At 71.2% G+C, this 23967-nt stretch carries 22 protein-coding genes and 1 pseudogene; 9 read left to right on the top strand and 14 right to left on the bottom strand.

The genetic code is table 11. From position 1 onward, the window contains the following. The first annotated feature begins 78 nt into the window (after positions 1-78). Positions 79-999 carry a Gfo/Idh/MocA family protein gene (locus tag ACZ6ZQ_RS11430; protein ID WP_469768312.1) on the top strand — a complete coding sequence of 307 codons (921 nt, stop codon included), beginning with the start codon at positions 79-81 and terminating at the stop codon, positions 997-999. Between the two features lie 74 nt (positions 1000-1073). Here ACZ6ZQ_RS11430 and ACZ6ZQ_RS11435 read toward each other — a convergent pair whose 3' ends face one another. Together ACZ6ZQ_RS11435 and ACZ6ZQ_RS11440 are read right to left on the bottom strand one after the other, a co-directional pair. Further along, complete coding sequence (locus ACZ6ZQ_RS11435) at positions 1074-1658, bottom strand: RlpA-like double-psi beta-barrel domain-containing protein (protein WP_469768521.1); 585 nt, start codon at positions 1656-1658, stop codon at positions 1074-1076. A 591-nt stretch (positions 1659-2249) separates the two neighbouring features. Further along, positions 2250-2609 carry an arsenate reductase family protein gene (locus ACZ6ZQ_RS11440; protein WP_469768313.1) on the bottom strand — a complete coding sequence of 120 codons (360 nt, stop codon included), beginning with the start codon at positions 2607-2609 and terminating at the stop codon, positions 2250-2252. Between the two features lie 129 nt (positions 2610-2738). Here ACZ6ZQ_RS11440 and ACZ6ZQ_RS11445 point away from each other — a divergent pair, with 129 nt between their 5' ends. Next, entirely contained in the window at positions 2739-3062 is a 324-nt protein-coding gene (locus ACZ6ZQ_RS11445; protein WP_469768314.1) for a hypothetical protein, read from the top strand. Between the two features lie 143 nt (positions 3063-3205). Here the strand turns inward: ACZ6ZQ_RS11445 and ACZ6ZQ_RS11450 are convergent, their stop codons facing one another. Both ACZ6ZQ_RS11450 and ACZ6ZQ_RS11455 read right to left on the bottom strand, forming a co-directional pair. Then, positions 3206-4582, bottom strand: coding sequence for a DUF1254 domain-containing protein (locus ACZ6ZQ_RS11450; protein WP_469768315.1), 1377 nt, complete (start codon positions 4580-4582; stop codon positions 3206-3208). Between the two features lie 165 nt (positions 4583-4747). Then, positions 4748-6298, bottom strand: a complete 1551-nt coding sequence (locus tag ACZ6ZQ_RS11455; protein WP_469768316.1) for a glycosyltransferase 87 family protein — start codon at positions 6296-6298, stop codon at positions 4748-4750. Between the two features lie 246 nt (positions 6299-6544). Between ACZ6ZQ_RS11455 and ACZ6ZQ_RS11460 the strand changes: the two genes are divergently transcribed. The 4 genes from ACZ6ZQ_RS11460 to ACZ6ZQ_RS11475 all read left to right on the top strand — a co-directional run bounded on the left by ACZ6ZQ_RS11460 (position 6545) and on the right by ACZ6ZQ_RS11475 (position 11707). Then, positions 6545-7711: a S1 family peptidase gene (locus tag ACZ6ZQ_RS11460; RefSeq protein WP_469768317.1), complete on the top strand. Its 1167-nt coding sequence runs from the start codon at positions 6545-6547 to the stop codon at positions 7709-7711. Positions 7712-8027: 316 nt separating this feature from the next. Further along, a complete protein-coding gene (locus ACZ6ZQ_RS11465) occupies positions 8028-8897 on the top strand; it encodes a HalD/BesD family halogenase (RefSeq protein ID WP_469768318.1) in 870 nt (289 codons plus the stop codon). 135 nt (positions 8898-9032) lie between these two features. Continuing rightward, positions 9033-9878, top strand: a complete 846-nt coding sequence (locus ACZ6ZQ_RS11470; protein WP_469768319.1) for a class I SAM-dependent methyltransferase — start codon at positions 9033-9035, stop codon at positions 9876-9878. After that, positions 9875-11707 (top strand): choline/carnitine O-acyltransferase, encoded by a 1833-nt coding sequence (locus tag ACZ6ZQ_RS11475; RefSeq protein WP_469768320.1) that lies wholly within the window; start codon positions 9875-9877, stop codon positions 11705-11707. Before ACZ6ZQ_RS11470 ends, ACZ6ZQ_RS11475 begins: the two co-directional genes overlap by 4 nt. Positions 11708-11922: 215 nt before the next feature. Here the strand turns inward: ACZ6ZQ_RS11475 and ACZ6ZQ_RS11480 are convergent. After that, a pseudogene (locus ACZ6ZQ_RS11480) lies at positions 11923-12264 on the bottom strand (response regulator transcription factor); the annotation flags it as partial. A gap of 139 nt (positions 12265-12403) precedes the next feature. Continuing rightward, positions 12404-13813 (bottom strand): type I glutamate--ammonia ligase, encoded by a 1410-nt coding sequence (gene glnA, locus ACZ6ZQ_RS11485; protein ID WP_469768321.1) that lies wholly within the window; start codon positions 13811-13813, stop codon positions 12404-12406. Positions 13814-14034: 221 nt separating this feature from the next. Here glnA and ACZ6ZQ_RS11490 point away from each other — a divergent pair, with 221 nt between their 5' ends. Further along, entirely contained in the window at positions 14035-14502 is a 468-nt protein-coding gene (locus tag ACZ6ZQ_RS11490) for an RDD family protein (RefSeq protein WP_469768322.1), read from the top strand. 238 nt (positions 14503-14740) lie between these two features. Here ACZ6ZQ_RS11490 and ACZ6ZQ_RS11495 read toward each other — a convergent pair whose 3' ends face one another. The 4 genes from ACZ6ZQ_RS11495 to lipB all read right to left on the bottom strand — a co-directional run bounded on the left by ACZ6ZQ_RS11495 (position 14741) and on the right by lipB (position 17783). Beyond that, positions 14741-15442, bottom strand: a complete 702-nt coding sequence (locus tag ACZ6ZQ_RS11495) for a DUF4191 domain-containing protein (protein ID WP_469768323.1) — start codon at positions 15440-15442, stop codon at positions 14741-14743. 18 nt (positions 15443-15460) lie between these two features. Further along, on the bottom strand, positions 15461-15664 hold the full coding sequence (locus tag ACZ6ZQ_RS11500; protein WP_453662873.1) for an SCO2195 family GlnR-regulated protein: 204 nt from the start codon (positions 15662-15664) through the stop codon (positions 15461-15463). Between the two features lie 231 nt (positions 15665-15895). After that, on the bottom strand, positions 15896-16861 hold the full coding sequence (gene lipA / locus ACZ6ZQ_RS11505; RefSeq protein WP_469768324.1) for a lipoyl synthase: 966 nt from the start codon (positions 16859-16861) through the stop codon (positions 15896-15898). Positions 16862-16964: 103 nt separating this feature from the next. Next, positions 16965-17783, bottom strand: a complete 819-nt coding sequence (gene lipB, locus ACZ6ZQ_RS11510) for a lipoyl(octanoyl) transferase LipB (RefSeq protein WP_469768325.1) — start codon at positions 17781-17783, stop codon at positions 16965-16967. A 279-nt stretch (positions 17784-18062) separates the two neighbouring features. Here lipB and ACZ6ZQ_RS11515 point away from each other — a divergent pair, with 279 nt between their 5' ends. Next, the gene (locus ACZ6ZQ_RS11515; protein ID WP_469768326.1) at positions 18063-19511 is read left to right on the top strand and encodes a regulator; all 1449 of its coding nucleotides are present in this window, start codon (positions 18063-18065) and stop codon (positions 19509-19511) included. 188 nt (positions 19512-19699) lie between these two features. Here ACZ6ZQ_RS11515 and ACZ6ZQ_RS11520 read toward each other — a convergent pair whose 3' ends face one another. The 3 genes from ACZ6ZQ_RS11520 to ACZ6ZQ_RS11530 all read right to left on the bottom strand — a co-directional run bounded on the left by ACZ6ZQ_RS11520 (position 19700) and on the right by ACZ6ZQ_RS11530 (position 22687). Then, positions 19700-19909, bottom strand: a complete 210-nt coding sequence (locus ACZ6ZQ_RS11520) for a hypothetical protein (RefSeq protein ID WP_469768327.1) — start codon at positions 19907-19909, stop codon at positions 19700-19702. A gap of 293 nt (positions 19910-20202) precedes the next feature. After that, positions 20203-21519, bottom strand: a complete 1317-nt coding sequence (locus ACZ6ZQ_RS11525) for an NAD(P)/FAD-dependent oxidoreductase (RefSeq protein ID WP_469768328.1) — start codon at positions 21517-21519, stop codon at positions 20203-20205. Between the two features lie 265 nt (positions 21520-21784). Next, positions 21785-22687: a TIGR01777 family oxidoreductase gene (locus ACZ6ZQ_RS11530; RefSeq protein ID WP_469768329.1), complete on the bottom strand. Its 903-nt coding sequence runs from the start codon at positions 22685-22687 to the stop codon at positions 21785-21787. Between the two features lie 26 nt (positions 22688-22713). On the opposite strand from ACZ6ZQ_RS11530, the gene ACZ6ZQ_RS11535 reads away from it, so the two are divergent. After that, positions 22714-23223: a GNAT family N-acetyltransferase gene (locus ACZ6ZQ_RS11535; RefSeq protein ID WP_469768330.1), complete on the top strand. Its 510-nt coding sequence runs from the start codon at positions 22714-22716 to the stop codon at positions 23221-23223. On the opposite strand, the gene ACZ6ZQ_RS11540 is transcribed toward ACZ6ZQ_RS11535, so the two are convergent. Continuing rightward, on the bottom strand, positions 23213-23869 hold the full coding sequence (locus ACZ6ZQ_RS11540; protein ID WP_469768331.1) for a TetR family transcriptional regulator: 657 nt from the start codon (positions 23867-23869) through the stop codon (positions 23213-23215). The genes ACZ6ZQ_RS11535 and ACZ6ZQ_RS11540 overlap by 11 nt on opposite strands. Positions 23870-23967: the final 98 nt, after the last annotated feature.

Genomic DNA, 23967 nt, shown 5'->3' on the forward strand with positions numbered 1-23967 from the left:
CTACGACTGCTCGATCTCCGCCATGAGCAGCCGCAGAGTGAGGGACCGTTTTGTGCGGGCGGGTGCACACTGGCCCGTATGACGAAGCTGCGGATCGGACTACTCGGAACGGGCCCCTGGGCGGAGCGCACCCAGGCCCCGGCTCTCGCCGCGCACCCGGAGACCGTCTTCAGTGGGGTGTGGGGGCGGCGCCCTGAGGCTGCCTCCGCGCTGGCCGCCGCCCATGGCGTCAAGGCGTACGAGGACGTGGACGCCCTCATCGAGGCGAGCGATGCCGTCGCGGTCGCCCTGCCGCCCGACATCCAGGCACCACTGGCGGCCCGCGCTGCCGCGGCCGGACGGCATCTGCTGCTGGACAAGCCGGTGGCGACGACGGTGGCCGGGGCCCAGGAGGTCGTGACGGCGGTGGAGGGCACAGGCGTCGCGTCGATCGTCTTCTGCACACTGCGCTTCGCCGCGGACACGGCGCCGTGGATCGCGGAACAGGCCGCCGCGGGCGGCTGGTTCACCGCCCGGGCGCACTGGCTGGGCTCGCACCTCGCGAACGGCACGACGAGCCCGTACGCGGCCTCGCCCTGGCGGCGGGAGAAGGGCGGGCTGTGGGACGTCGGCCCGCATGCGCTGTCCGTGCTGCTGCCGGTCCTCGGTGGTGTCACCGAGCTGACGGCCCTGCGCGGCCCCGCCGACACCACCCATCTCGCGCTGCGGCACGCCTCCGGGGCGTCGAGCACGGCCACACTCGGCCTGAGCGCGCCACCGGAGGCGGCCGGCGCGAGCATCGACCTCTACGGCGAGCGGGGACGGGTCCTCATGCCCGCGCGGGGCGACGCGATCGGCGCGTTCCGGTCGGCGGTGGACGCGCTGCTGGAGTCGGTACGTACGGGGGATGCGCACGCGTGCGACGTACACCTCGGGCTGCGGATCACGGAGATCCTGGCGGAGGCGGAGGAGCGGTTGGGGGAGTCGGACGAGCGGCCTGCGGAGGAGCGGCTGGTCTGAGCCGACCGTCCGCTCCTCCGCTTCTCACCGGGCGCCTCCGGGGCGGTCGGAGGCGCCCGGCGAGGCTGGTTGCGTCAGCCGACGCGCTCGATGCGTGCCTTGCGGATCAGGAACTTGCCGGGCTCCCGGACCTGCTCGAACGCCGCGTTGTTCAGCAGGGCGCAGCTGCCGGAGGTCGACGTGACCTCGACGGTGGTCGACTTGTTGTTGTCGAGGTTGGTGACCTTCAGCTTGGTGCCGATGGGGAACTGGCCGCTGGAGGCGGCGGGTGCGCCGCCCTCGCCGGACAGCGTCACGGTCGACCCGGCGCAGACGACCTCGCCGGCGGCACCGCCCTGGTCGCCGCCGTTGCCGGCGTCGCCCGCGGGCGGCTGCTCGGCGGGCGGAGCCTGCTCGGCCGGGGGCGCCTGCTCGGCCGGGGGCGCCTGCTCGGCCTGCCCGCCGACGCGCTCGATGCGTGCCTTGCGGATGAGGTTCTTGCCGGGCTCGCGGACCTGCTCGAACGCGGCGTTGTTCAGCAGGGCGCAGCTGCCGGAGGTGGACGTGACCTCGACGGTGGTCGACTTGTTGTTGTCGAGGTTGGTGACCTTCAGCTTGGTGCCGATGGGGAACTGGTTGCTGGAGGCGGCGGGTGCGCCGCCTTCGCCGGACAGCGTCACGGTCGACCCGGCGCAGACGACCTCGCCGGCGGCACCGCCCTGGTCGCCGCCGTTGTCGGCGTCGCCCGCGGGCGGCTGCTCGGCGGGCGGAGCCTGCTCGGCCGGGGGAGCTGCCTGCTCTGCTCCTCCGCCGGAGCCCTCCTCACAGCCCGACGCCTCCTGCTGGACCTTGATCTGCGCGATCACTGCCTCGCGGTTGGCGATCCGAGCGGCCGACTGGGCGTCCGGATTGGCCCGTTGACCGGCGATGAAGTTCTCGTTGTTGCGAATCGCCTGGGCGAGTCCGTCGCAGGCCACCGAGGCCTGGCTTGTCCCGGTCATGACAACCGCAGTGCCACCGACCAGCGCCGCTGCGCCGACGAGCAGAGCGATTTTCTTCTTGCCGCTGAGGGTCTTCTTGCGCGACACGTGAGAGCTCCTGTCCCCGGCCGTGAACGGCGGCCGGATCGGTTCCGTGTGCCGTTACGTACGAGTAGGCCGACGGCTCTGCTCAACTGCCACAGCGGTGACTTCCTTAACTGCGGCTTAAGTTTTCGCAGGTGGGCGGGGAGCTGGGCGTTTACGGCAGCCGATCCGACCGGGGGAGCGGATTCAGCGGCCCAGCGCGTCCCGAACCGCCTCCTCCGTGCGCCCCACCACCGCCGTACCGTCCTCCGCCGTGATGATCGGACGCTGGATCAGCTTCGGGTGCTCCGCGAGCGCCGCGATCCAGCGGTCGCGCGAAGCCTCCTCGCGTGGCCAGTCCTTGACGCCCAGCTCCTTGGCCACCGCCTCCTGGGTCCGCGTGATGTCCCACGGTTCGAGACCGAGCCGCCCGAGCACCTCGCGGATCTCGTCCTGTGACGGCACGTCCTCCAGGTAGCGGCGCACGGTGTACGAGGCGCCTTCCTCGTCGAGCAGATGCAGTGCACTGCGGCACTTCGAGCACGCGGGATTGATCCAGATCTCCATTCCGACACCGTACTCCCCAGGCACCCCTCGAACATCCTGAACACCCGCTGGCCAGCAGCGATTGTCAGTGGTGGGCAGTAAAATCGAACTAGTTCGTGAGGGTCCAACCACCGCGCCAGGAGGTCGCCGATGGCCGTTGCCGCAGTCACGACGAAGACGGGGCCGAAGACGAAGACAACGACGAGGTCAGGGCCGAAGCCGATGCACGGGTCGACGCCGACGAAACTGACGAAGCAGCCACTGCCCGCGGGTCTGCCCCGCGACTGGTACGAAACCCACAACCGCCGGCTCAAGGCCATGCGCCTGGCCATCGCCCTGCTCGACACGGGCATCTACCACCCTGCGAACGCGAGCAATCGCCGGATACGCACCACGGCCGAGTGCATCGGCATCCGCCCGCCGTCCGACACGACGTGCCACATGGTGCGCGAGCTGATCCACTACGCCGACTGAGGCGACGCCTGACGCCTGATGTCCGACGTGCCGCGTCCGGTGCAGGCCAGGTACGGGCAGGTCCGGACAGGTCCGGACAGGTCGGGGCGGCCGGGTAGGTCGGGCAGGTCCGGCCCGGGGGCGCGTCCGCCCGGGGCCGGACCTCAGTGTCCCGGCTGCCGCGGCTCGATCGGCGGCAGCCGGTAACTTCCCTCCAGCACAGAGGCCTTGGGGGTGTACAGGCGCGCCATGAGCCGGAAGTCCCCGGGCGGGGCGGGCAGCCAGTTCGCGGCTTCGGCCGGATCGGCAGGCCGCCCCTCCTGGATGTGCAGAGTCAGCGAGCCGTCGTCGGCGTGGACGAGACCAGGAGTGCGGTCGCCGATCGAGTACCGGCCGAGCGGGTTGGCGACCAGGTAGGAGTCCGGGGTGTCGTACATCGTCACCGACCAGAACGACTCCACGGGCGGCGGCTGTTCGAAGCGCAGCGTGTACGCCTTCGAGCCGTTGAGCTGCTCGCCCTCGGCGTCGGTGAAGACCTGCGCGTTCACGGCCTCGTAGCCGTGGCATCCCCAGAGCGTGGTGCGTGCCGCCACGGCCCGTACGAGGTACGACTCCTCGCGGTCCGCGATCTTCCACTGCGGCGAGTCGTGCGTGCCGACCCCGAAGTGGTCCAGGTTGTAGTCGAAGGAGTGCGGGTCGAGCGCCCACTCCCCGGGCGCCGTGGCGGCGGCGGCCCGGACCGCCTCTCCGACCCGTGTCCTGCCCTCGACGAATCCGTCCCTCAGTGCCGCCAGGAGGCCGGCGTCGGGGGAGACGTACGGCGAAGGCCCCTCCTCCAGCAGCCCGAGCGGCTGGAACCGCTCCTGGTACGCGGCTTCCTCGGCCGAAGGCGGGAAGTCGCCCATCCACACCCGCAGCTTCTCGAAGAAGCCGAGCGTTTCCGGCACCCCCGATTCCGGCGTCGGCAGCCCGGTCGGATGCGCCCTTCCGTCCAGCGCCTCCACCGTCAGCCGGTCCTGCAACGCGGCGACCCTCGGCATGTCGTCGGGCCCGTCGCATGCGAACCGTCCGACGACCGCCACCACGGCGGTCGGCGCGTCGATCACCCCGCGCATCCCTTCGGGCTCCACACCGGCCCAGCCGGGCGGCGCGATGAGCCACCGCCCCTCCTCGGTGCCGGTCGCGCGCGTGCCGACGTACGCGAAGTTGTTGGTCCATGCGTCCACGAACTGCAGGACGTAGTAGGCCCCGCCGGTGTCCGGCACCTGCAGCACCAGCGGTCCGCCGGAGAGGTCGAGCTGCGCGACCGAGTACACGATGTCGTTGTTGACCGACACGAGGCTGTCGTGATGGTCGGCGAGCTTCCGGGCGTGCGCGAAGGTGTTGAGCGGGGTGGGCGGCAGTGCACCGATGCCCTTGCGTGCGAGCGCCCCGGCCATCGTGAGCGCGTACACCAGCGGATAGCCGTACACATACGCCTCGGCGGCGAGTGCACTCGTCACATCGGCATCGGCATCGGCGCCGGCGTCGGCATCGGCCATCGAGCAGCCCCTCCGGACAGGGGCTATGCCCCCTATGAGCGATTGATCCGCATCCGGAGTCTAGATCGCCGCCGGCCGTCCCGCACGCGCCCGTACCGCCGCGCCGCTACTTCTCGCCGTACGGCGGCAGATGTGCGAGCCGCAGGGCAGGAGCGCGCTGGGGCTCTATCTCGCGGCTGCCGAAGCCGTGGTCGGCGTCGGCCCGGTGGCCGTCGTCGCCTCCGCATCCGTGGTTGCGCTCGTGCCCGTGCCGTCGCTCGTATCCGTGCGGTCGCTCGTACCCGTGGTTGCACTCGTATCCGTGTGGGCGCTCGTACCCGCGGTGTCGCCGGCGCCGCTTGTGTCGTGCGTACCCGTCGTGGCCTTCCACAGGCGGCGGCAGGACAGCAGCGTGGCGGCGACCAGCAGGCCGTTGCGTACGGTCATCAGCGTGTTGCCCAGCGCCGTTCCGTACATGACGTCCAGATAGTTGGTGGGAAAGGCGAACGCGGTGACGGCCGCCGTGGCCAGCAGCACCCATGCCACTGGGCGTTGCGTGGTGTGCCGGGAGGTGAGGCAGACCGCGGCCAGGCCGATCAGCCAGACCAGATACTGCGGGCTGATCACCCTGCTGGTGACGGTGAACAGCAGGACGGCGGCGAGTGCGGCGTCGAACGGTGTCGCCGTGGTCCACCGCGACGCCCTGCCCCGCCAGAACATCAGCCAGCCGAAGGCGGCGGCGGTGAGCAGCATGGACAGCTGGGCGACGGTCTCCACATGCGTCCCGCTGAACTCCAGGGCGCCGTAGCGGGACTCGATCCAGATCGGCGAACCCGCCGCCCGCATCAGCGACAGTACGGTGCCGCCCAGCGACTCGATCTGCACGCCTCTGGCGCCCTGTTGCTGCAGGAAGCCGAGGCTGTTTTGGAAGCCGAGGGCGAGTACGGCGAGCAGCGCGGCCGCGGCCGCGGCGGCGGACAGCCAGGCGCTGCGGCTGGTGCGCCCGCGTTCCATGCCCACCAGCGTGAGCAGCGGCCAGACCTTGACGAGGGCTCCGAGGGCGGCGAACACCCCGCCGAGGCGCGGGCGGTGGCGGGCGCTGAGCAGGGCCAGCACGGCGAGGGCGGTGACCTGGATGTCGAACCGGCCGTGCGGCACATTCAGGAGCAGAGGCAGTCCGCCCGTCCACAGCCAGGCCCCGGCGAGTCTGCGTCCACCGCGGGCCAGAGCCAGGACGACGATCGCGTCGGCGGCGACGGTGAGGACGAGGAACGCCTGGAAGTAGCCGAGGAACGGCAGGCCGGCGGGGAACAGGAACACCAGGCCTGCGCCGGGCGGGTACTGCCAGGTGACGTCGTTGACGGGGAAGGAGCCGTCGGCCAGCTGCTGGTACCAGCGCGGGTAGACGAAGTTCACCTCGTCCGAGACATTGCTGACGCCGATGCTGTCCTGGACGAGCAGATACAGCATGCCGAGCCGGGTCAGGGTCCAGACCGCGTACAGGGCCACGATCGATTTCCTCGCGGTCCAGGCGTCGGCCTGGTGGGCCGCCCGGGCGAGGACCCCGGGTGTGCCGCCGGGCCCGCCGGGACTCTTCTCGCCGAACGGTGAGGCGCCGTCCGAGCGGGAGTCTTCCGTGCGGGAGTCTTCCGTGCGGGGGCCGTCCGCGGCCCGGCCGCTCTCGGGGCCGCCCTCCGGGGCGGAGCTGCTGCCGACGAGTTCGGTCTGCTGCGTCATAGCCCGCAAATTTAGACCCTTTTGTACCTATCTCCTGGTAGTGAACCGCTCGCACCCCGCCATGACTTCCTTCGCCGTTCCGTCCACCCGCGGCGTCTCCGCCTTGAGCCGGTAGGTGCGTTCCGGGGACTGTGCGGCGGCCGACGGAGCTCCTACTCTCTGTGAGAGCGCTCTCAGCGCCTGATGTTCCACCCCCATCACTCCCACCACCCCCACAACGCTGGGACAACAGAAGGGTTCATCGACGTGAGACGCAAGAAGACCGACCAGAGAACCGGCTTACGTACAGTCCTCTCCGCCCTCTGCGCCCTCCTCCTGCTCGGCGCCGGGGGCGGAGCCGTGTTCGCCCCCACCGCCGCCGCGGCACCGACCCCCGAAGCCCCGGCTTCGCCCGGACTGATCAGCGCCATGCAGAAGGACCTGGGCCTGACCGAGCGGCAGGCGCGCGAACGCCTCGCCCAGGAGAAGGCGGCCTTCGCCGTCCAGGGCAGGGCGGAACGCGCGGCCGGCCCCGCCTTCGCCGGTACGTGGTTCGACGCGGACAGCGGCAAGCTGACCGTCGCCGTGACCAGCCGTCAGAAGGCCGACGCCGTACGGGCGGCCGGCGCCGACACCCGCATCGTCACCCACACCGCCGCGCAGCTCGACGCGGCCAAGCAGCGCATCGACCGCCAGCACGCGCCCGCCGGTGTGAGCAGCTGGCACGTCGACCCGAAGGCCAACCGGATCGTCGTCCGCGTCGTCGCCGGCCGCGGCGGCGACGCCGAGGTCAAGGCGTTCCTCGACCGTGCCCGGCGCACCGGCCCCGTACAGGTCGAGGCCGTCGGTCAGGCGCCCTCCACCTACGCCGCAGGGGTCGTCGGCGGCGACCCTTACTACACCGGCAACGTCCGCTGCTCCATCGGCTTCTCCGTGTACGGCGGCTTCGTCACGGCCGGGCACTGCGGCGGGCCCGGCAGCTTCGTGCGCGGCTGGGACGGTTCCGACATGGGCTGGTTCCAGGGCTCGTCCTTCCCTGGCAACGACTACGCCTGGGTGAGCACCGGCTACGGCTGGTGGACCGTCCCCGTGGTCCTGGGCTGGGGCCAGACCCCGGACCGGTTGGTGCGCGGTTCGTGGGAGGCCCCGGTCGGTACGTCGATCTGCCGGTCGGGCTCCACGACGCACTGGCACTGCGGCACGGTGCTGGGCAGGAACGAGACTGTCAACTACCAGCAGGGCGCCGTGTACGAGATGGTCAGGACGGACGTCTGCGCCCAAGGTGGCGACTCGGGCGGCTCGTTCATCAGCGGCGACCAGGCCCAGGGCGTGACCTCCGGGGGCTGGGGCAACTGCAGCTCGGGCGGCAACACCTGGTTCCAGCCCGTCAACGAGATCCTGAGCCGCTACGGGCTGACCCTGCACACCGCCTGATCCGGCCTGCTCCTCGACCGGCACCGCCATGACGAAAGCCGCGCCCGCGTACGTCGCGGGCGCGGCCTCGGCTTTTCGGCGCGGTGTGGTGCGGTGCGGTGCGGTACGGTGCGGCGCGCCGCAGGGCGCTCCGAGCCGGTGGGTCCACGGGTGCCGTGCCTCCGCACGGCCGGGCGCGCCGCGGCCGCACAGTGCGACGTGTCACAGACAACTCGGCGAGGCTGTGGGAGCTTCAACTCTGTTGTTCCTCAGTGGAGTTGCCGAAGAGCCGAGAGTGAGGGCCCGGCACGGTCTGTCCGCACGTCGAGAGGATCGAATGAGCACCCTGGAAGCCATGACGCTCGACCAGGTGGTCGACACGGCTCGGTATCCCCTGTCGCAACTCGAGAGCGCCGAGGGCCAGGCGGTGGTTTCCCGTGCCCGGCGCGAACTGCTGACCGACGGCTGTACAGTGCTGCCGGACTTCATCCGTCCGTCGCTCCGCGACGTCCTGCGGCAGGAATGCTCGGCCATCGCGCCCCGGGCGCACTTCGACGTCGAAACCGTCAACGTCTACAACATTGCCGTCGACTCGGTCCTGCCGGCGGACCACCCCGGCCGCAGGACGTTCCAACGGGGCAACGCGTTCGTCGCGCGGGACCGCGTCCCCGCGGACGCCCTCATCAGCCGGCTCTACACCCACGAGGTGTTCCAGCGCTTCATCGCCCGCTGCTTCGGACTGCCGCAGCTGCACGAACTGGCGGACCCGCTCTCCGGGCTGGTACTCAACGTCGTCGCGCCGGGCATGGAGCACCCCTGGCACTTCGACACCAACGAGTTCACGGTGAGCATGCTCACCCAGCAGGCGCAGGCCGGGGGCGACTTCGAGTACTGCCCGAACATCAGGAGCGCGCACGACGAGAGATTCGACGACGTCCGCGACGTACTGGACGGCCGGGGCGAGCGGTTGATCCGGCGCCTGCCCCTGCAACCCGGCGACCTGCAGCTGTTCAAGGGCCGTTATTCGCTGCACCGGGTGAGCCCGGTGCGGGGCGGGATCGCGCGCCACTCCGCGATCTTCGCCTTCAGCGAGCGCCCCGGGGTCATCGGGAGCGTGGCACGGACCCGGCAGCTCTTCGGCCGGGTACTGCCCGAGCACCTGGCGGCCGAGGACCGAGCCGTCCGGGGCGACCGACTGCTGGACTAGGGATGTCCTGTGGATCGGCCGGGCAAGATCTGCAAGACACCCGCCAGCCGCCGGGCCTGAGGCGTTCCCCGCTCTGAGATCCACTCTGCGTTCCGCTCTGAGATCCACTCTGAGATCCACGGAGGAGTAAGCCCTGTGCGTTTCGACGCGACCGGAAAAGTCTCGCTCGACCACATCTACACCCAGCCCGATCCGCGCAGCTACTTCAGAGCACTGCGCCCACTCGGCTACAGCGTTCCGCAGCACGCCAAGCCGTACTTCGCCAAGTTCATCCAGGAGTACCGGGCGTCCCGGTCCGTCGCGGTGCCGAAGGTTCTGGACATCGGCTGTTCGTACGGAATCAACGCCGCCCTGCTGAAGTACGACGCGACCATGGACGAGCTGTATGAGCGCTACGGCGACGAGGACCGCGAGGGGGAGAGCCGCGAAGCCCTGCTGACCCGGGACCGGGAGCTGTCCCGTTCGCGCCGGCCCGCGCAGGACATGCGCTTCGTCGGCCTGGACACCTCCGGCAGCGCGCTGTCCTACGCACTCGAGGCCGGGTTCCTCGACGACGCCGTGCACGCCGACCTGGAGAACAACGAGCCCACATCCCGTCAGCTCGACCAGCTCACCGGGACGGACCTGGTGATCTCGACCGGCTGCCTCGGGTACGTCACGGAGCGGACGCTCACGCACGTCGTGCTGGCCCAGGGCGACCATCGGCCCTGGATGGCACATTTCGTACTGCGGATGTTCCCGTTCGACCCCGTCGAGCGCGCGCTGGCCGGGCTGGGATACCGGACCGTCCGCGTCGACGGTGTGTTCAGACAGCGGCAGTTCGCCTCCCCGGAGGAGCAGGCCCTCGTGCTGGACGGCATGTTGTCCGCCGGGGTGGATGCACGGGGCCTGGAGGCGGAAGGCTGGCTCTACGCACAGCTCTATCTTTCCCGTCCGTACGGCACTTCAGGTCCCAACGATCCGAATCGAGAGCAGAAGTGAACAACAGTCAGGGTGTAGCGGGCGGCACGACGACCTTCGCCCATGAGGAGGGTCTGCCGCGCGTGCCGCTGCCCACGCTGGAGGCGAGCTGCGAGCGGTTCCTCGCCTGGTGCGCGCCGCTGCTCACCCCGGACGAGCGGGCGGCGACCGAGGCGGAGGTGGCCGCCTTCCTCCGGCCCGACGGCCCCGGCCGGGTGCTGCACGCGGCGCTGGAGGAGTACGACGCCACTGCGGGCGTGCACAGCTGGCTCGACACCTTCTGGCCGTACCGCTACCTGGGCCGCCGGGACCGGATCGCGCTCAACGCCAACTTCTTCTTCCTGTTCCAGGACTCCGGCCAGGCGCAGGTCGAGCGGGCGGCCGGGCTCATCGCAGGGGCCCTCAACTACAAGCGGCAGCTCGACCAGGAGCGCATTCCGCCGGTGGTGCAGCGCGGAGTGCCCCAGTCGATGGTGCAGAACAAGTTCCTCTTCTCCACCACCCGGATCCCCGGCGCGCAACAGGACACCGTCCGCGCCCCCTACAGCGAGGAATGGCCGGGCCCGTCCAAGGCACGGCACATCGTGGTGTTCTTCCGCGGCAGCATGTTCCGGCTGGACGTGCTCGGCGCGGACGGCGTCCCGCACAGCCTGGACGACCTCGAGGCGGGCCTGCGCGCCGTGATGAAGGCCGGAGCCGAGCCGGGCGCCGCGGACACCTCGGTGGGCCACCTCACCACCATGGCCCGCGCGGAGTGGGCGGCCGCCCGTGAGTCGCTGCTCGCCTGCCACCCCCGCAACGCGGACGCACTGGAGGATGTTGAGGCCGCGCTGTTCTGCGTCTGTCTGGAGGACTTCGCTCCCTCGGACACCCAGGAGGCCTGCGACGAGCTGCTCTACGGTGACCGCGGCAACCGCTGGTTCGACAAGGCTGTGTCCCTGATCGTGTTCGCCGACGGCCGGGCGGGCATCAACGTGGAGCACTGCGAGCTGGACGGGACCACCATCCTCAGCTTCGTCGACGCCCTGCTCGGCACCCCGGCCGAGGAGCACTCCCGGCAGTCCGGAGCACGCTCCCAGGGCCTGCCGGCGCTGGAGCCGGTCGTGTTCGAGCTGGACGACGCGCTACGGGCCCAGGTGCGCGCCGCCGCCGACGCGTTCGCCGCGTACGGGGAGGCCACGGCGACCACGACCGTGTCCTTCGCGGACTTCGGGAGCAGTACGGCCAAGGCCCTGGGCGTGTCCCCGGACGCGTTCGTCCAGGTCGCCTACCAGCTCGCCCACCAGCGGGCCAAGGGGCTTCTGGGCGCCACGTACGAGTCGATCGCCACCCGTCAGTACCGGAACGGCCGGACCGAGGCGATGCGCGTCGTCACTCCCGAGATGGTGGCCTTCGTGACGGCGATGGAGGACCCGGCGGCCGGCACGGAAGCCCGCCGAGCCGCCTTCCGGGCCGCCGCCGAGGCCCACGTCTCCCGCGCGAAGGCGTCCCAGGCCGGCCAGGTCCCCGAGCAGCACCTGTGGGAACTGGAACTGATCCAGCGCCGCCGCGGCGCGGAGCTCGGCGTACCCGAGCAGCCCGCGCTCTACCGGTCGCCGGGCTGGGTCACGATGCGGGACGACTACCTGAGCACCAGCTCCGCGCCGTCCCACAACATCCAGTACTTCGGCTTCGGATCGACCAGCAGCCGCTGCATCGGGGTGGCCTATGTGCTGCTGCCCGAGCGCTTCAACCTCTATCTGAGCACGCCACTGGCGGTCGCGGACCAGATGCGGACCTTCGCCGACCGGCTCCGGGAGGCGGTGGGTGAGCTCCGGGAGCTGGTGGGGTCCGAGCGGTCCGAGGGCTGAAGAAGTCCCGCTCGGGCCGGGGCCGGTGAGCGATCGGCCGGCGCGCACGGAGCGCCGGCCTTCGCGATGCCGGTCCCGCCGGTCCCGCCGGTCCCGCCGGTCCCGCCGGTCCCGCCGGTCCCGCCGGTCCCGCCGGTCCCGCCGGTCCCGCCGGTCCCGCCGGGACCGGCGGCCAGGGCGAGCAGCTCCGACCGCGCGCCACCGAGGGCGATCGTTCAGCGGGGCGGTGTCACCAGGCCCGTCTCGTAGGCGATGATGACGAGCTGGACCCGGTCGCGGGCGTCGAGCCTGGAGAGCAGTCGCGTCACGTACGTCTTGGCGGTGGCGACGCTGATACAGAGCCGGTCGGCGATCTCGGCGTTGGACAGGCCGCTTCCGACGAGGGTCAGCACCTCGCGTTCCCGGTCGGTGACGCCTTCCACCGTGCGTGGCGCGGCGGCGGGTGCGGGGCGGCCGGCGAACTCCTTGATCAGACGGCGGGTGACGCTCGGAGCGATCAGACCGTCTCCGGTGGCGACGACGCGGACCGCCGCGAGGATGTCGTCCAGCGCCATGTCGTAGTGGCCGTAGCCGTCCCACAGCCCGACCGCGTTCACGCAAAAGGCCGTCGGCCGTGCCTTCCGGTGAAGGAAGAGCACGGCCGACGGCCCACAGACTACCCAGGCGAGCGGAAACCCGCTCTGACCTGCGACGTTCTTAGATGTCGAAGTACAGCTCGAACTCGTGCGGGTGCGGACGCAGCTGGATCGGCGCGATCTCGTTCGTCCGCTTGTAGTCGATCCACGTCTCGATCAGGTCGGCCGTGAAGACGCCGCCCGCCTGCAGGTACTCGTTGTCCGCCTCCAGGGCGTCGAGGACCGCCGGGAGGGAGGTCGGGACCTGCGGGACGCCCGCGTGCTCCTCGGGGGCGAGCTCGTAGAGGTCCTTGTCGATCGGCTCGGCCGGCTCGATCTTGTTCTTGACGCCGTCGAGGCCCGCGAGGAGCAGGGCGGAGAACGCCAGGTACGGGTTCGAGGACGGGTCCGGGGCGCGGAACTCGACGCGCTTGGCCTTCGGGTTGGAGCCCGTGATCGGGATACGCATCGCGGCCGAGCGGTTGCGCTGCGAGTACACCAGGTTGACCGGGGCCTCGAAGCCCGGGACCAGGCGGTGGTACGAGTTCACCGTCGGGTTGGTGAAGGCCAGCAGCGACGGGGCGTGCTTGAGGATGCCGCCGATGTAGTAGCGGGCGGTGTCCGAGAGGCCCGCGTAGCCCTGCTCGTCGTAGAAGAGCGGCGAGCCGCCCTGCCACAGGGACTGGTGGACGTGCATGCCGGAGCCGTTGTCACCGAAGATCGGCTTGGGCATGAAGGTCGCGGTCTTGCCGTTGCGCCAGGCGACGTTCTTCACGATGTACTTGAAGAGCATCAGGTCGTCGGCCGCGGCGAGCAGCGTGTTGAACTTGTAGTTGATCTCGGCCTGGCCGGCGGTGCCGACCTCGTGGTGCTGGCGCTCGACCTGGATGCCGACGTTCTCCAGCTCCAGGGAGATCTCGGCGCGCAGGTCGGCGAAGTGGTCGACCGGCGGGGCCGGGAAGTAGCCGCCCTTGTAGCGGACCTTGTAACCGCGGTTGTCCTCGATCGCGCCCGTGTTCCAGGCGCCGGCCTCGGAGTCGATGTGGTAGAAGCCCTCGTTCGACTTCGTCTCGAAGCGGACGCTGTCGAAGACGTAGAACTCGGCCTCGGGACCGAAGTACGCGGTGTCCGCGATGCCGGTGGAGGCGAGGTAGGCCTCGGCCTTCTTGGCGATGTTCCGCGGGTCACGGCTGTACTGCTCGCCGGTGATCGGGTCGTGGATGAAGAAGTTGATGTTCAGGGTCTTGTCACGGCGGAACGGGTCCAGACGCGCCGTGGACAGGTCCGCGCGCAGCGCCATGTCGGACTCGTGGATCGCCTGGAAGCCGCGGATCGACGAGCCGTCGAAGGCGAGCTCTTCGGACGGGTCGAACGCCGTGGCCGGAATCGTGAAGTGCTGCATGACGCCCGGAAGGTCGCAGAACCGGACGTCGATCATCTTGACGTCGTTGTCCGCGATGTACTTCTTGGCGTCGTCGGCGTTCTGGAACATCCAACTCCTCCTACTCCCGACCCGGGGCAGGGGCGGGGTCGTAGCTCGGTCGTGCGGCCAGTGCGGTGGCACACGCTGGACCCGACCTTAGGCAGGCGGGATTTCTCCAGCATGACTCATTTGTTTCGCAGAAGTTAACCGGGCCGGTGATGAATCATGTCCGCCACCGCCGGTCGGACCCGGGCAGGGGTGATCAAAAGCGCGCACAGTACCGTGGACGGGTGGACAAGAGGCAGGCAATCGGTTCGTGGCTTTCCGGCCCCCGCGCGGCGGCCGAGGACATGGGAGCCGACTTCGGCTACCGGGGCGAGCAGCTCGGACTCCCGCAGGAGGGACCCGGCGCCATCGCCCCTCTCGGGCGGCGTTTCGGCGCTCTCTTCATCGACTGGTCCCTGTGCATGCTGATCGCATACGGGCTGTTCGCGAATGGTGACCAGCAGGCGGCCGGCAACTGGGCGCTCCTGATCTTCCTCGTACTGAGCGTGCTCACCGTCGGCACCGTCGGCAGCACGCCCGGCAAGCGGATCCTCGGTGTCCGCGTCGTCGCCGAGGACGGCGGACGGCTGGGCGTCGCCCGCGTGATCGTGCGCAGCGTGCTGCTCTGCCTGGCGATCCCCGCGCTCATCTGGGACCGCGACGGGCGCGGACTGCACGACCGCCTCTCCCGCGCCGTTCAGGTGCGCATCTAGTGCCGCGACAGGGCAAAGCTTGCAGGGAGGGGCACTAGCGCTCAGGCGAGGGGCCACGGATCCGGCACGAGTGCGGGTCCACGGAATCCGGCACGAGTGGCGAGCCGGATGCGCGGTACGCATGCGCAGTACGAATGCGGTACGCACGCGCAGTACGAATACGGATAGGCAGTACGGATACGCGAAGGGCGCCCCGGTCGACCGGGGCGCCCTTCGCGTATCCGTACTCGTGGAAGTGTCAGCGCATCTTTCCGCCGCGCGGCATCCGCATGCCCTTCGGCATGGGGCCCTTCGGCAGCGGCATGTTGCTCATCAGGTCGCCCATCGCCCGCAGCCGCTCGTTCGCCTGCGTCACCTGCGGGCCGCTGAGCACCCGCGGCAGCTTGAGCATCGTGGTCCGCAGCTTCTTCAGCGGCACCTGGCCCTCGTCGTTGCCGACGATGAGGTCGTGCACCGGCACGTCCACCACGATGCGGGCCATCTTCTTCTTCTCGGCCGCCAGCAGGCTCTTCAACCGGTTCGGGTTGCCCTCGGCCACCAGGACGATGCCGGCCTTGCCGACGGCCCGGTGAACGACGTCCTGGCTGCGGTTCATCGCGACCGCGGGGGTCGTGGTCCAGCCTCGGCCCACGTTCTGGAGCACCGCGGCAGCCGCACCCGGCTGTCCTTCCATCTGCCCGAAGGCAGCTCGCTCGGCGCGGCGTCCGAAGACGATCGCCATCGCGAGGAAGGCCAGCAGGAAGCCCAGAATGCCCAGGTAGATCTCGTGATCGATCACGAAACCGATCGCGAGGAAGGCACCGAAGGTGACGATTCCCACACCCGCGACGACGAGACCGACCTTCGAGTCGGCCCGCCGGGTCATCTTGTAGGTAAGGGCGATCTGCTTCAGTCGCCCGGGGTTCGCGGCAGAGCTCTCTGCCTGTTCCTTCCTCGCCATGCCTGAAGTTTACGTGCCTCAGGACGAGCGAGTCGCAACGGCCTCCAGCACATGCTGCGCCTCGACCCGGTCCTTGGCGCGTCGGCGGTCCTCGAGGACCGCGGCCCAGGCGTTGCGCCGGGCGGTGCGCTGGCCGCCGCGCAGGAGCACGGACTCCAGGGCGCGGAGGGCGTCGGTGACGGACGGGATGGCGTTGGCGCGTACGGAAGTCGCGGCCTGCATGGCGGGGGTCTCCCTCGGGGGCGTGGTGACGAGTGGGAGGGTGCGTGCGGTGCGTGAAGCCAGTGTCACTGATTGGTGTTACCAGGGCGTGACTGGCCGGTCAAACACCGATGAAACGTTTACGCGGATGGCCCGGACGCTGACGCGGCCCGTACGCGCCCCCGACCTGCGGGGAGCGTACGGGCCGCGCCGAATCGGCCATTACTGACCAGTAAGTTCTTGTGCGGGAATTCACACGGCCTGCGCAGCCGCGACTTCCTCCCGCTTCTGCATCGCCTGCTGGAAGAGCCGCCCCGCCCGGTACGACGAACGGACCAGCGGCCCCGACATCACACCGGAGAAGCCGATCTCCTCGGCCTCCTCCTGCAGCTCCACGAACTCCTGCGGCTTCACCCAGCGCTCGACGGGGTGGTGCCGGACCGACGGGCGCAGATACTGCGTGATCGTGATCAGCTCGCACCCCGCCTCGTGCAGATGCTGCAGTGCCTCGCTGACCTCCTCGCGGGTCTCACCCATGCCGAGGATCAGGTTCGACTTGGTCACCAGGCCGGCCGCGCGGGCCTCCGTGATCACCTTCAGCGAGCGCTCGTAACGGAAGCCGGGGCGGATGCGCTTGAAGATCCGCGGCACGGTCTCCACGTTGTGCGCGAGCACCTCGGGGCGCGACGAGAAGACCTCGGCCAGCTGGTCCGGCTCCGCGTTGAAGTCGGGGATCAGCAGCTCGACCTTGGTGCGGCCGGCCGCGCGCTCCGCCGTCTGCGCGTGGATCTGGCGCACGGTCTCCGCGTACAGCCAGGCGCCGCCGTCCTCCAGGTCGTCGCGGGCGACGCCGGTGATCGTGGCGTAGTTCAGGTCCATCGTGACGACCGACTCGCCCACGCGGCGGGGCTCGTCACGGTCGAGCGCCTGCGGCTTGCCCGTGTCGATCTGGCAGAAGTCGCAGCGCCGGGTGCACTGGTCACCGCCGATGAGGAAGGTCGCCTCGCGGTCCTCCCAGCACTCGAAGATGTTCGGACAGCCGGCCTCCTGGCAGACCGTGTGCAGACCCTCGCTCTTCACGAGCTTCTGCAGCTGGTTGTACTCGGGGCCCATTTTCGCCCGGGTCTTGATCCACTCGGGCTTGCGCTCGATGGGGGTCTGGCTGTTCCGGACCTCCAGACGCAGCATCTTGCGTCCGTCGGGTGCGACAGCGGACACGACCGGCTCCCTACCACTTCGATTCTTCGGCGGACCCCAGGGTACGCCCGTTGATTGTGATGCCTTCACCCGTGGCCAACCTCTGGCCAGAGGGAGGCATTCCTCAGGCCGTCGGCACCGGGGCCGGCTCGGGCTCGGGCTCGATCTCCCGCGGCTTCAGGTCCGCGTTCTCCAGTACCGCACGCAGATGCCTCTCGATCACCGGCAGGACTTCCGCGATCGTCACGTCCCGGCCCAGCTCGTTCGCGAGCGACGCCACGCCCGCGTCGCGGATGCCGCACGGCACGATCCGGTCGAACCAGGTGTTGTCCGGGTTCACGTTCAGCGCGAAGCCGTGCATCGTCACGCCCTTCGCGACCCGGATGCCGATGGCGGCGAGCTTGCGGTCCTCGCGGCGCTGGCCGGCGTTGGACGGGGCGTACTCAGGGCCGTTCAGGCGCGCGTCGAACTCCTCGTCGTGCAGTCGTGGGTCGAAGTCCAGCGACAGCCCTCCGACGGCGGGGCGCTGCTCCACCGGGTCACCCAGGACCCAGACGCCGCTGCGGCCCTCGACCCGCGTGGTCTCCACGCCGAACTCCGCGCATGTGCGGATCAGGGCTTCCTCCAGCCGCCGGACGTGGGCGACGACGTCCACCGGGCGGGGCAGCTGCATGATCGGGTAGCCGACGAGCTGGCCCGGGCCGTGCCAGGTGATCTTGCCGCCGCGGTCGACGTCGACGACCGGGGTGCCGTCCAGGGGGCGCTCGCTGTCCTCCGTGCGCCGCCCCGCCGTGTAGACGGGCAGGTGCTCCAGCAGCAGGCAGGTGTCCGTGATCTCGCCGGCGAACCGAGCCGCGTGCACACGGCGCTGCTCGTCCCAGGCCGCCTGGTACTCGACCGCGTCGCCGCCGAAGCCCAGATGGACAAATCGCAGCTCGCTCACCGTTGTGCCTCCCTAAAGCTTTCACGGTGCACTCATCGCGCCCCCGGTCACTCTACGACCCGGGCCGCGCGGCGCCCCGGGCCGGACCCGTCAGCGCCGCCCTCAATCCTCACACGATCGGATGAATGCGCGGCGAAGGTGGCGGTTGGGCCGGTACGGGCCGCTAAATTCGCGCCGTTCCTCCCAGAGCTTCTCCCCCAGAGCCGCGCCTGAGGGGACCCCCAGGAGGTACCCCCATGGGCTGCACCCGGGCCCGGAAGGCAGGAGACCGCACAGCTGATGACGGAACGACCCCCGCAGCGCATCCCCAACCGCCAGCTCGCCGCACTCATCGCAGAAGCCGGATTCTCCAACGCAGGGCTTGCCCGCCGGGTGGACCAGCTGGGCCTGGAGCACGGCCTCGACCTGCGGTACGACAAGACCTCGGTGACCCGGTGGCTGCGCGGGCAGCAGCCGCGCGGCACGACCCCAGCCCTGATCGCCGAGGTCTTCACCCGGCGGTTGGGCCGGCGGCTGTCCGCGCAGGACCTGGGGCTCGACGCGTGTGCACCGGTCTACGCCGGGCTGGAGTTCGCGGCCACGCCCGAGGAAGCCGTGGACATCGTCAGCGGGCTGTGGCGCAAGGACTCCGGCAGCCACGCCGAACTGCGGAAGATCGCGTTCACCCCGGCCGGGCTCGTCGTACCGAGCCGGGACTGGCTGATCGGCCGGGCCGACGAGCGGGTGGGCCGCGGGGAGCCCGCGCACAACGGCACACCGGCCCGGGTGCCCGCGCAGGGCCGCCCCTCCGTGCCGCGACAGCGCGGGACCGACCGCAGCCCGGGCCAGAAGGTCACCTCCGGCGACATCGCGGCCCTGCGCTCGGTGGGCGAGCTGTTCCGGAGCCTCGACCACGCGTACGGCGGCGGGCACGCCCGGCAGGCCCTCGTCCGCTACCTGGAGCACGAGGCCGAGCCGATGCTGCGCGGCGCGTACGGGGAGACCACCGGGCGGCGGCTGTTCGCGGCCGCCGCCGACCTGACCCGGCTGGCGGGCTGGACCTCGTACGACATCGCCGCCCACGGCCTCGCCCAGCGGTACTTCGTCCAGGCGCTGCGCCTGGCCCAGGCCGCGGGCGACCGTGCGTACGGGTCGTACGTGCTGGTCACGATGGCCCGGCAGGCGGTCTATCTGGGGCACGGACGGGAGGCCGTCCAGCTGACCCGGGTCGCCCAGCAGGGCGTCGGCTCCTCCGCCCCGCCCGTCGTCCAGGCTCTGCTCCACGCGGTCGAGGCACGCGGCCACGGAGTGCTCGGCGAGATCCGGGCCTGCACGGCCTCGCTCGCACGGGCCGAGCGGGCGCTGGAGACGGCACGGCCCGGTGACGACGTTCCGCACTGGGCGCGCTTCTTCGACGAGGCGCAGCTGGCCGACGAGTTCGCGCACTGCCACCGCGATCTGCAGCAGTACCGGGCGGCCGTGCAGCACGCGGAGCGCTCGCTCCAGCTGCGCGCCCCCGCGTTCGCCCGCAGCCGGCTCTTCTGCCGGGTGGTCCTGGCGACGGCCCGGCTCGGGCTGGGGGAGCTGGACCAGGCCTGCGCGCTGGGGGCGGAGGCGGCGCAGCAGGCGTCGGAGATCCGGTCGGCTCGTGCGATCGAGTATGTGCGGGACTTCGAGCGGCGGTTGGAGCCGTACCGTGACGCGGCCGCGGTACGTACGTACCGGGACCGCGTCACGGCGATCGGCTGACGGGCCGCTCCGCGGGGGCGGGTTCGGTGAGCGCGACGCTCCACGCCGGGTGGGTCGGGTGTCCGTCCTCAAGCGCCGGACGGGCTTGGTGAGTGGCCGGGACCGTTGAGTGAGCCGGTGCGTCCGTCCTCAAACGCCGGACGGGCTTGGCGGGTGGTCGGACGGGCCTGGTGGGTGGCCGGGCGTATCTACGCGCGGGTGCCCCGGACCTGGACCCCGGCCGGGGAGAGCGGGTTGGTCGGGGACGACAACTGGATGCGGACGTTGCGGGCGGTGGTGCCCGGTGGCAGGGGGATCGTCGTCGGGCGGCCCGCCCGGGCCGGGACGTGGATCGCCGTGACGGCCGCCGTGTCCGTGACCGAGCCGCCGGAGAACGCGCCGTCCGTGTTGCCGTCCACCGCGCGGGACGCCTGGGTGTCCCAGGCTGCCGACTGCTAGTGCCCCTCCCGGCAAGCTTTGCCCTGTCGCGCCGCCCGGCACGCAGCCATGCTGCGTTGGCCAAAAGCCCTGGTAGCTCCGCTACAAGGACTTCCAGCCGCCTTGCGATGCTTCCCCTCGGCCCTGCGGGCCTGGGGAGACCCCATGCACCGGACGACGCTCCTCGACGGGCAAACATTGCCGGTCGCGGCACTAGGTGGCCGGACGGCCCTTCGCCTGGTTCTCCCGGGCGACCGTCACCTTCGCCTGGGGCTTACGCGGCTGCTGTGCTGAGGGGTGCGGTGTCGAACTCCGGCTGGATACCGAAGTCGCGCAGGATCGCGTGCGCGGCTCTGCGGCCCGAGAACAGGGCGCCTTGGACGGTGCTCGTGTCGCGGTGGTCGCCGCAGACGTAGAGCCCGCAGAGCAACCGCACCGGGCGGCGCGGATCGTGCGGCGGCGGCATGGCGGGAACCGCCTTCGGGTCGTGATGGAGGCCGAGCAGTTCCCAGTCTCCGGTGGACGTGCCGTAGAGCGTGGCGAGATGCCTGCGTACACGGCGGTCGAGATCGGCGGACGGGCGGCCGAGGACGGTGGAGGTGATCAGGGCGCGGCCGTCCGGGGCGCGGGACGGGTCGACCTCGCTCATCACCGCGGTGTGCGCGACCGGGCCGCAGCGCTCGGCGTCCAGCAGCAGCGCAGGCTCGGTCAACGGTGCGGCGGGGGCGGTGTGATGAAGGACCGTCACGGGGTGGAAAGCCGGAACGTGGAGGCCGGGGAGGAGCGTGGCGGCAGCGCGGGCGCCGGTGGCGAGGAGGAGGGAGCGGCAGGTGACCGTGCCGTGCTCCTCGGTGGTGACGGAGCTGATCGAGGCGTCCGTGACGCGCACACCGGTGTGGACGGTACCGGGCGGAAGAGTGTCCGCGAGCAGCTCGGGAAGGGTGGCGGCGCCGCCCGCCGGGACGCAGAGCCTGCCCCGGGCGAAGCCGCGCAGGACGAGGTCGGAGCAGCGGCTGGAGGTGCTGAGCTCCGGGTCGCCGAGGAGGGCGGAAAGGAGCGGGCGGAGGAAGGCGTTGACGGTACGAGGGGGCAGTCCGCGCGTGAACAGGGCGTCCAGTGTGGGCTGTTCACGGCGGGCCAGCAGACGGCGGGGCGGGGTGGCGGCGAGCCGGCCGAGCGCGGCGGCGAGGCGGGCCTGGTCGAAGGCCCCGCCCAGGGGCGTGCGGGGGGCGCTCGCGAGGGCGCGTGCAGCGGTGAGTGCGCCTCTTGCGCTCCGTGTGCTGCGCGCCTCGCCGGCGCGGTGGTGGCGGCCGTCGCTGTGCACGAGTACACCGGGTGAGAATTGGCGCAAGGGCAGCTGGGACAGGGCGGGGGTACGGCGGAGGTCCGGGTACGCCGTGTTGAGCAACTGCCCGATCCGGTCCAGCCGGAACCCGTCGACGAGTTCCGTGGCCATCCGGCCGCCGACCCTGGGGGCGGCCTCCAGCACGGTGACCGTGACTCCCGCTCGGGTCAGCCGATGAGCCGCCGCAAGCCCGGCGACCCCGGCTCCGACGATGACGACGTCCGCGTGGCGTGCGCTGCTGAGCACGTGCCCCTCCCCGAGGTCGGCGCGGCTGGTGTGGGGTCCTCATGCCCCCAACCGGCCACCGGAATGCCGAAGTTCGGATCGAGCGTAGAAACCTCGCCACGCCGTGCCACTCGCGCGCGGCGGGGCGCCCTGTGGCACGGGGTCGCACGCGGCGCGCTCACGCCCTGTCCGACGGATCTTGCTGGGCTCGCGACGCCCGGCGACCGCCGGACAGGCCCTGGCCCCGGGGGGAGGGGGAGAGAACCCCGGGGCACGCGGCCCGGGCTCAGTCGAGGGCCGCTCGGATCGCCGCGTCGATCGAGGGGTGGGCGAAGGTGAAGCCCGAGTCGAGGAGCTTCTTGGGGAGGACGCGCTGGCTGCCGAGGACGTCCCCGGCGAATTCGCCGAGGGCGATGCGGAGGGCGAAGGGCGGGACCGTGAAGAGGGTCGGGCGGTGGAGGACGCGACCCATGGCCGCCGTGACCTCGCGGTTGGTGAGGGGGGCCGGGGCCGTGAGGTCGACCGGGCCGGAGAGGGTTTCCGTGTCGACGATGTGGCGGAGCGCCGCGATCTCGTCGTGCAGGGAGATGAAGCTCCAGAACTGGCGGCCGTTGCCGAGCCGGCCGCCCAGACCCGCCCGGAAGATGGGGAAGAGCCGGCCCCACGCGCCGCCCTCGCGAGCCACCACCAGGCCGGTACGGGCGAAGGCCACACGGATGCCGGCCTCCTCGGCCGGGGCCGCCGCGGCCTCCCACTCCTCGCACACGGAGGGGAGGAAGCCCGCGCCGGGCGGGGCGCTCTCGTCGACCGCGCGGTCACCGGTGTCGCCGTAGTACCCGATCGCCGACCCGCACACCAGCACCCGCGGCGGCTGCTCCAGCGAGGCCACCGCCTCGGCGATCGCGGCCGTGCCGAGGACCCGGCTGTCCCGGATCTCCTTCTTGTACGCCTCCGTCCACCGCTGGTCGCCGACCCCCGCCCCCGCCAGATGGACGACCGCCTCGCAGCCGATGAGCCCCGCCGCGTCCACGTACTGCCGCGCGGGATCCCACTCCACCTCGTCCGCCTCGCGTGCCGCCCGCCGTACGAGCCGGACCACGTCGTGCCCGCCCTCAGCCCGCAGGGAACGTACGAGTGCTGAACCGATGAGCCCGCTCGAGCCGGTGACCGCAATGCGCATGCCGTCCATCCTGCCCGCATGGCACAGTGATCGTCATGTCAGAGACCCGCGCGCCGCACGTGATACGCCCCGCACGCAGCTCCGACGATGCGGCGCTGGGCGACCTCGACAGGGCCACCTGGTCCACCCTGCACTCCGTACAGCCGCGTCCGCTGTCGCCGTACGACCCGTTCTTCGACGACACCCGTCCGCCACACGGCCATCTCGTCGCCGAGGCCCAGGACGGCAGGATCGCGGGATACATCCGCCTCGGCGCCCCCACCTCGCTCGCCTGCAACGCGCATGTGCGGCAGATCCAGGGCCTCGCGGTGGCCGGCTGGGCACGCGGACAGGGCGTGGGGCGGGCGCTGCTGCGCGGCGCGGCGGCCGAGGCGCGGCGCCAGGGCGCGGCCCGGATCACCCTGCGGGTGCTCGGCCACAACACACCCGCCCGCCGGCTGTACGAATCCGAGGGTTACGCCGTCGAAGGCGTCCTGCCCGGCGAGTTCTTCCTGGCCGGCCGGTACGTCGACGACGTACTGATGGGGCGTTCGCTCACCCCGTGATCCCCGGGCCGGCCAACGGCCGCATCCCGCCCATCAGTTCACGCAGACAGCGCACCGCCAGCTCCGCCGGCGAATCCGCGCCGCTGACCGGAGCGTCGGTCTCCGCCCACGCTTCCAGCGCCACCCGGATCGCGTCCGTGGCTGCCGCCGCCGCGAGCCGTAGCTCCAGCGGGTCGGCCGCCGGCCCGGCCAGCGCGGCCAGCACCGGCAGCAACCGCTCCTCGGACTCCTGGTTCACCCGGTACCAGACGGCCCGGAGCGCCGGGTCCTGGGCGGCCGCGCGCAGCAGCCCGCGGGTCCAGCGCAACCCCTCCGCCGCCCCGTCGTCCGGCACGGACAGTGCCTCGGCGATGGACCGCTCCAGCGCCTCGGGCACCGCTGTACCGGGCTCGGCGGCCGCCAGCAGCGCGCGCCAGCGCTCCGCCCCGCCCGCGAGCAGCGGGGCGACGGCGTCCTGCTTGTTGCGGAAGTACCGGTAGAAGGTGCGCAGTGCGACCCCGGCGCTGCGCGCGATCTCCTCGGCCGTGGTGTCGTCGGGGCCCCGCTCGGCGAAGAGCTCGGCGGCGGCGCGCGCGATGTCGAGCTGGGTCGCGGCCTTGCGGCGCTCGGTCAGCGACAGCCGCGGGGACGGTGGATGGGTGCTCACCGGAGGAAGCGTACGCCCGGCACCGTTCGTGTGACATGAATTGTCGACATGGCAAAACGTGCCATCAAGGCGTACCGTGTGGCGGACTGCCGAGGAGT

This window comes from Streptomyces sp. NPDC053673 (assembly GCF_055585225.1).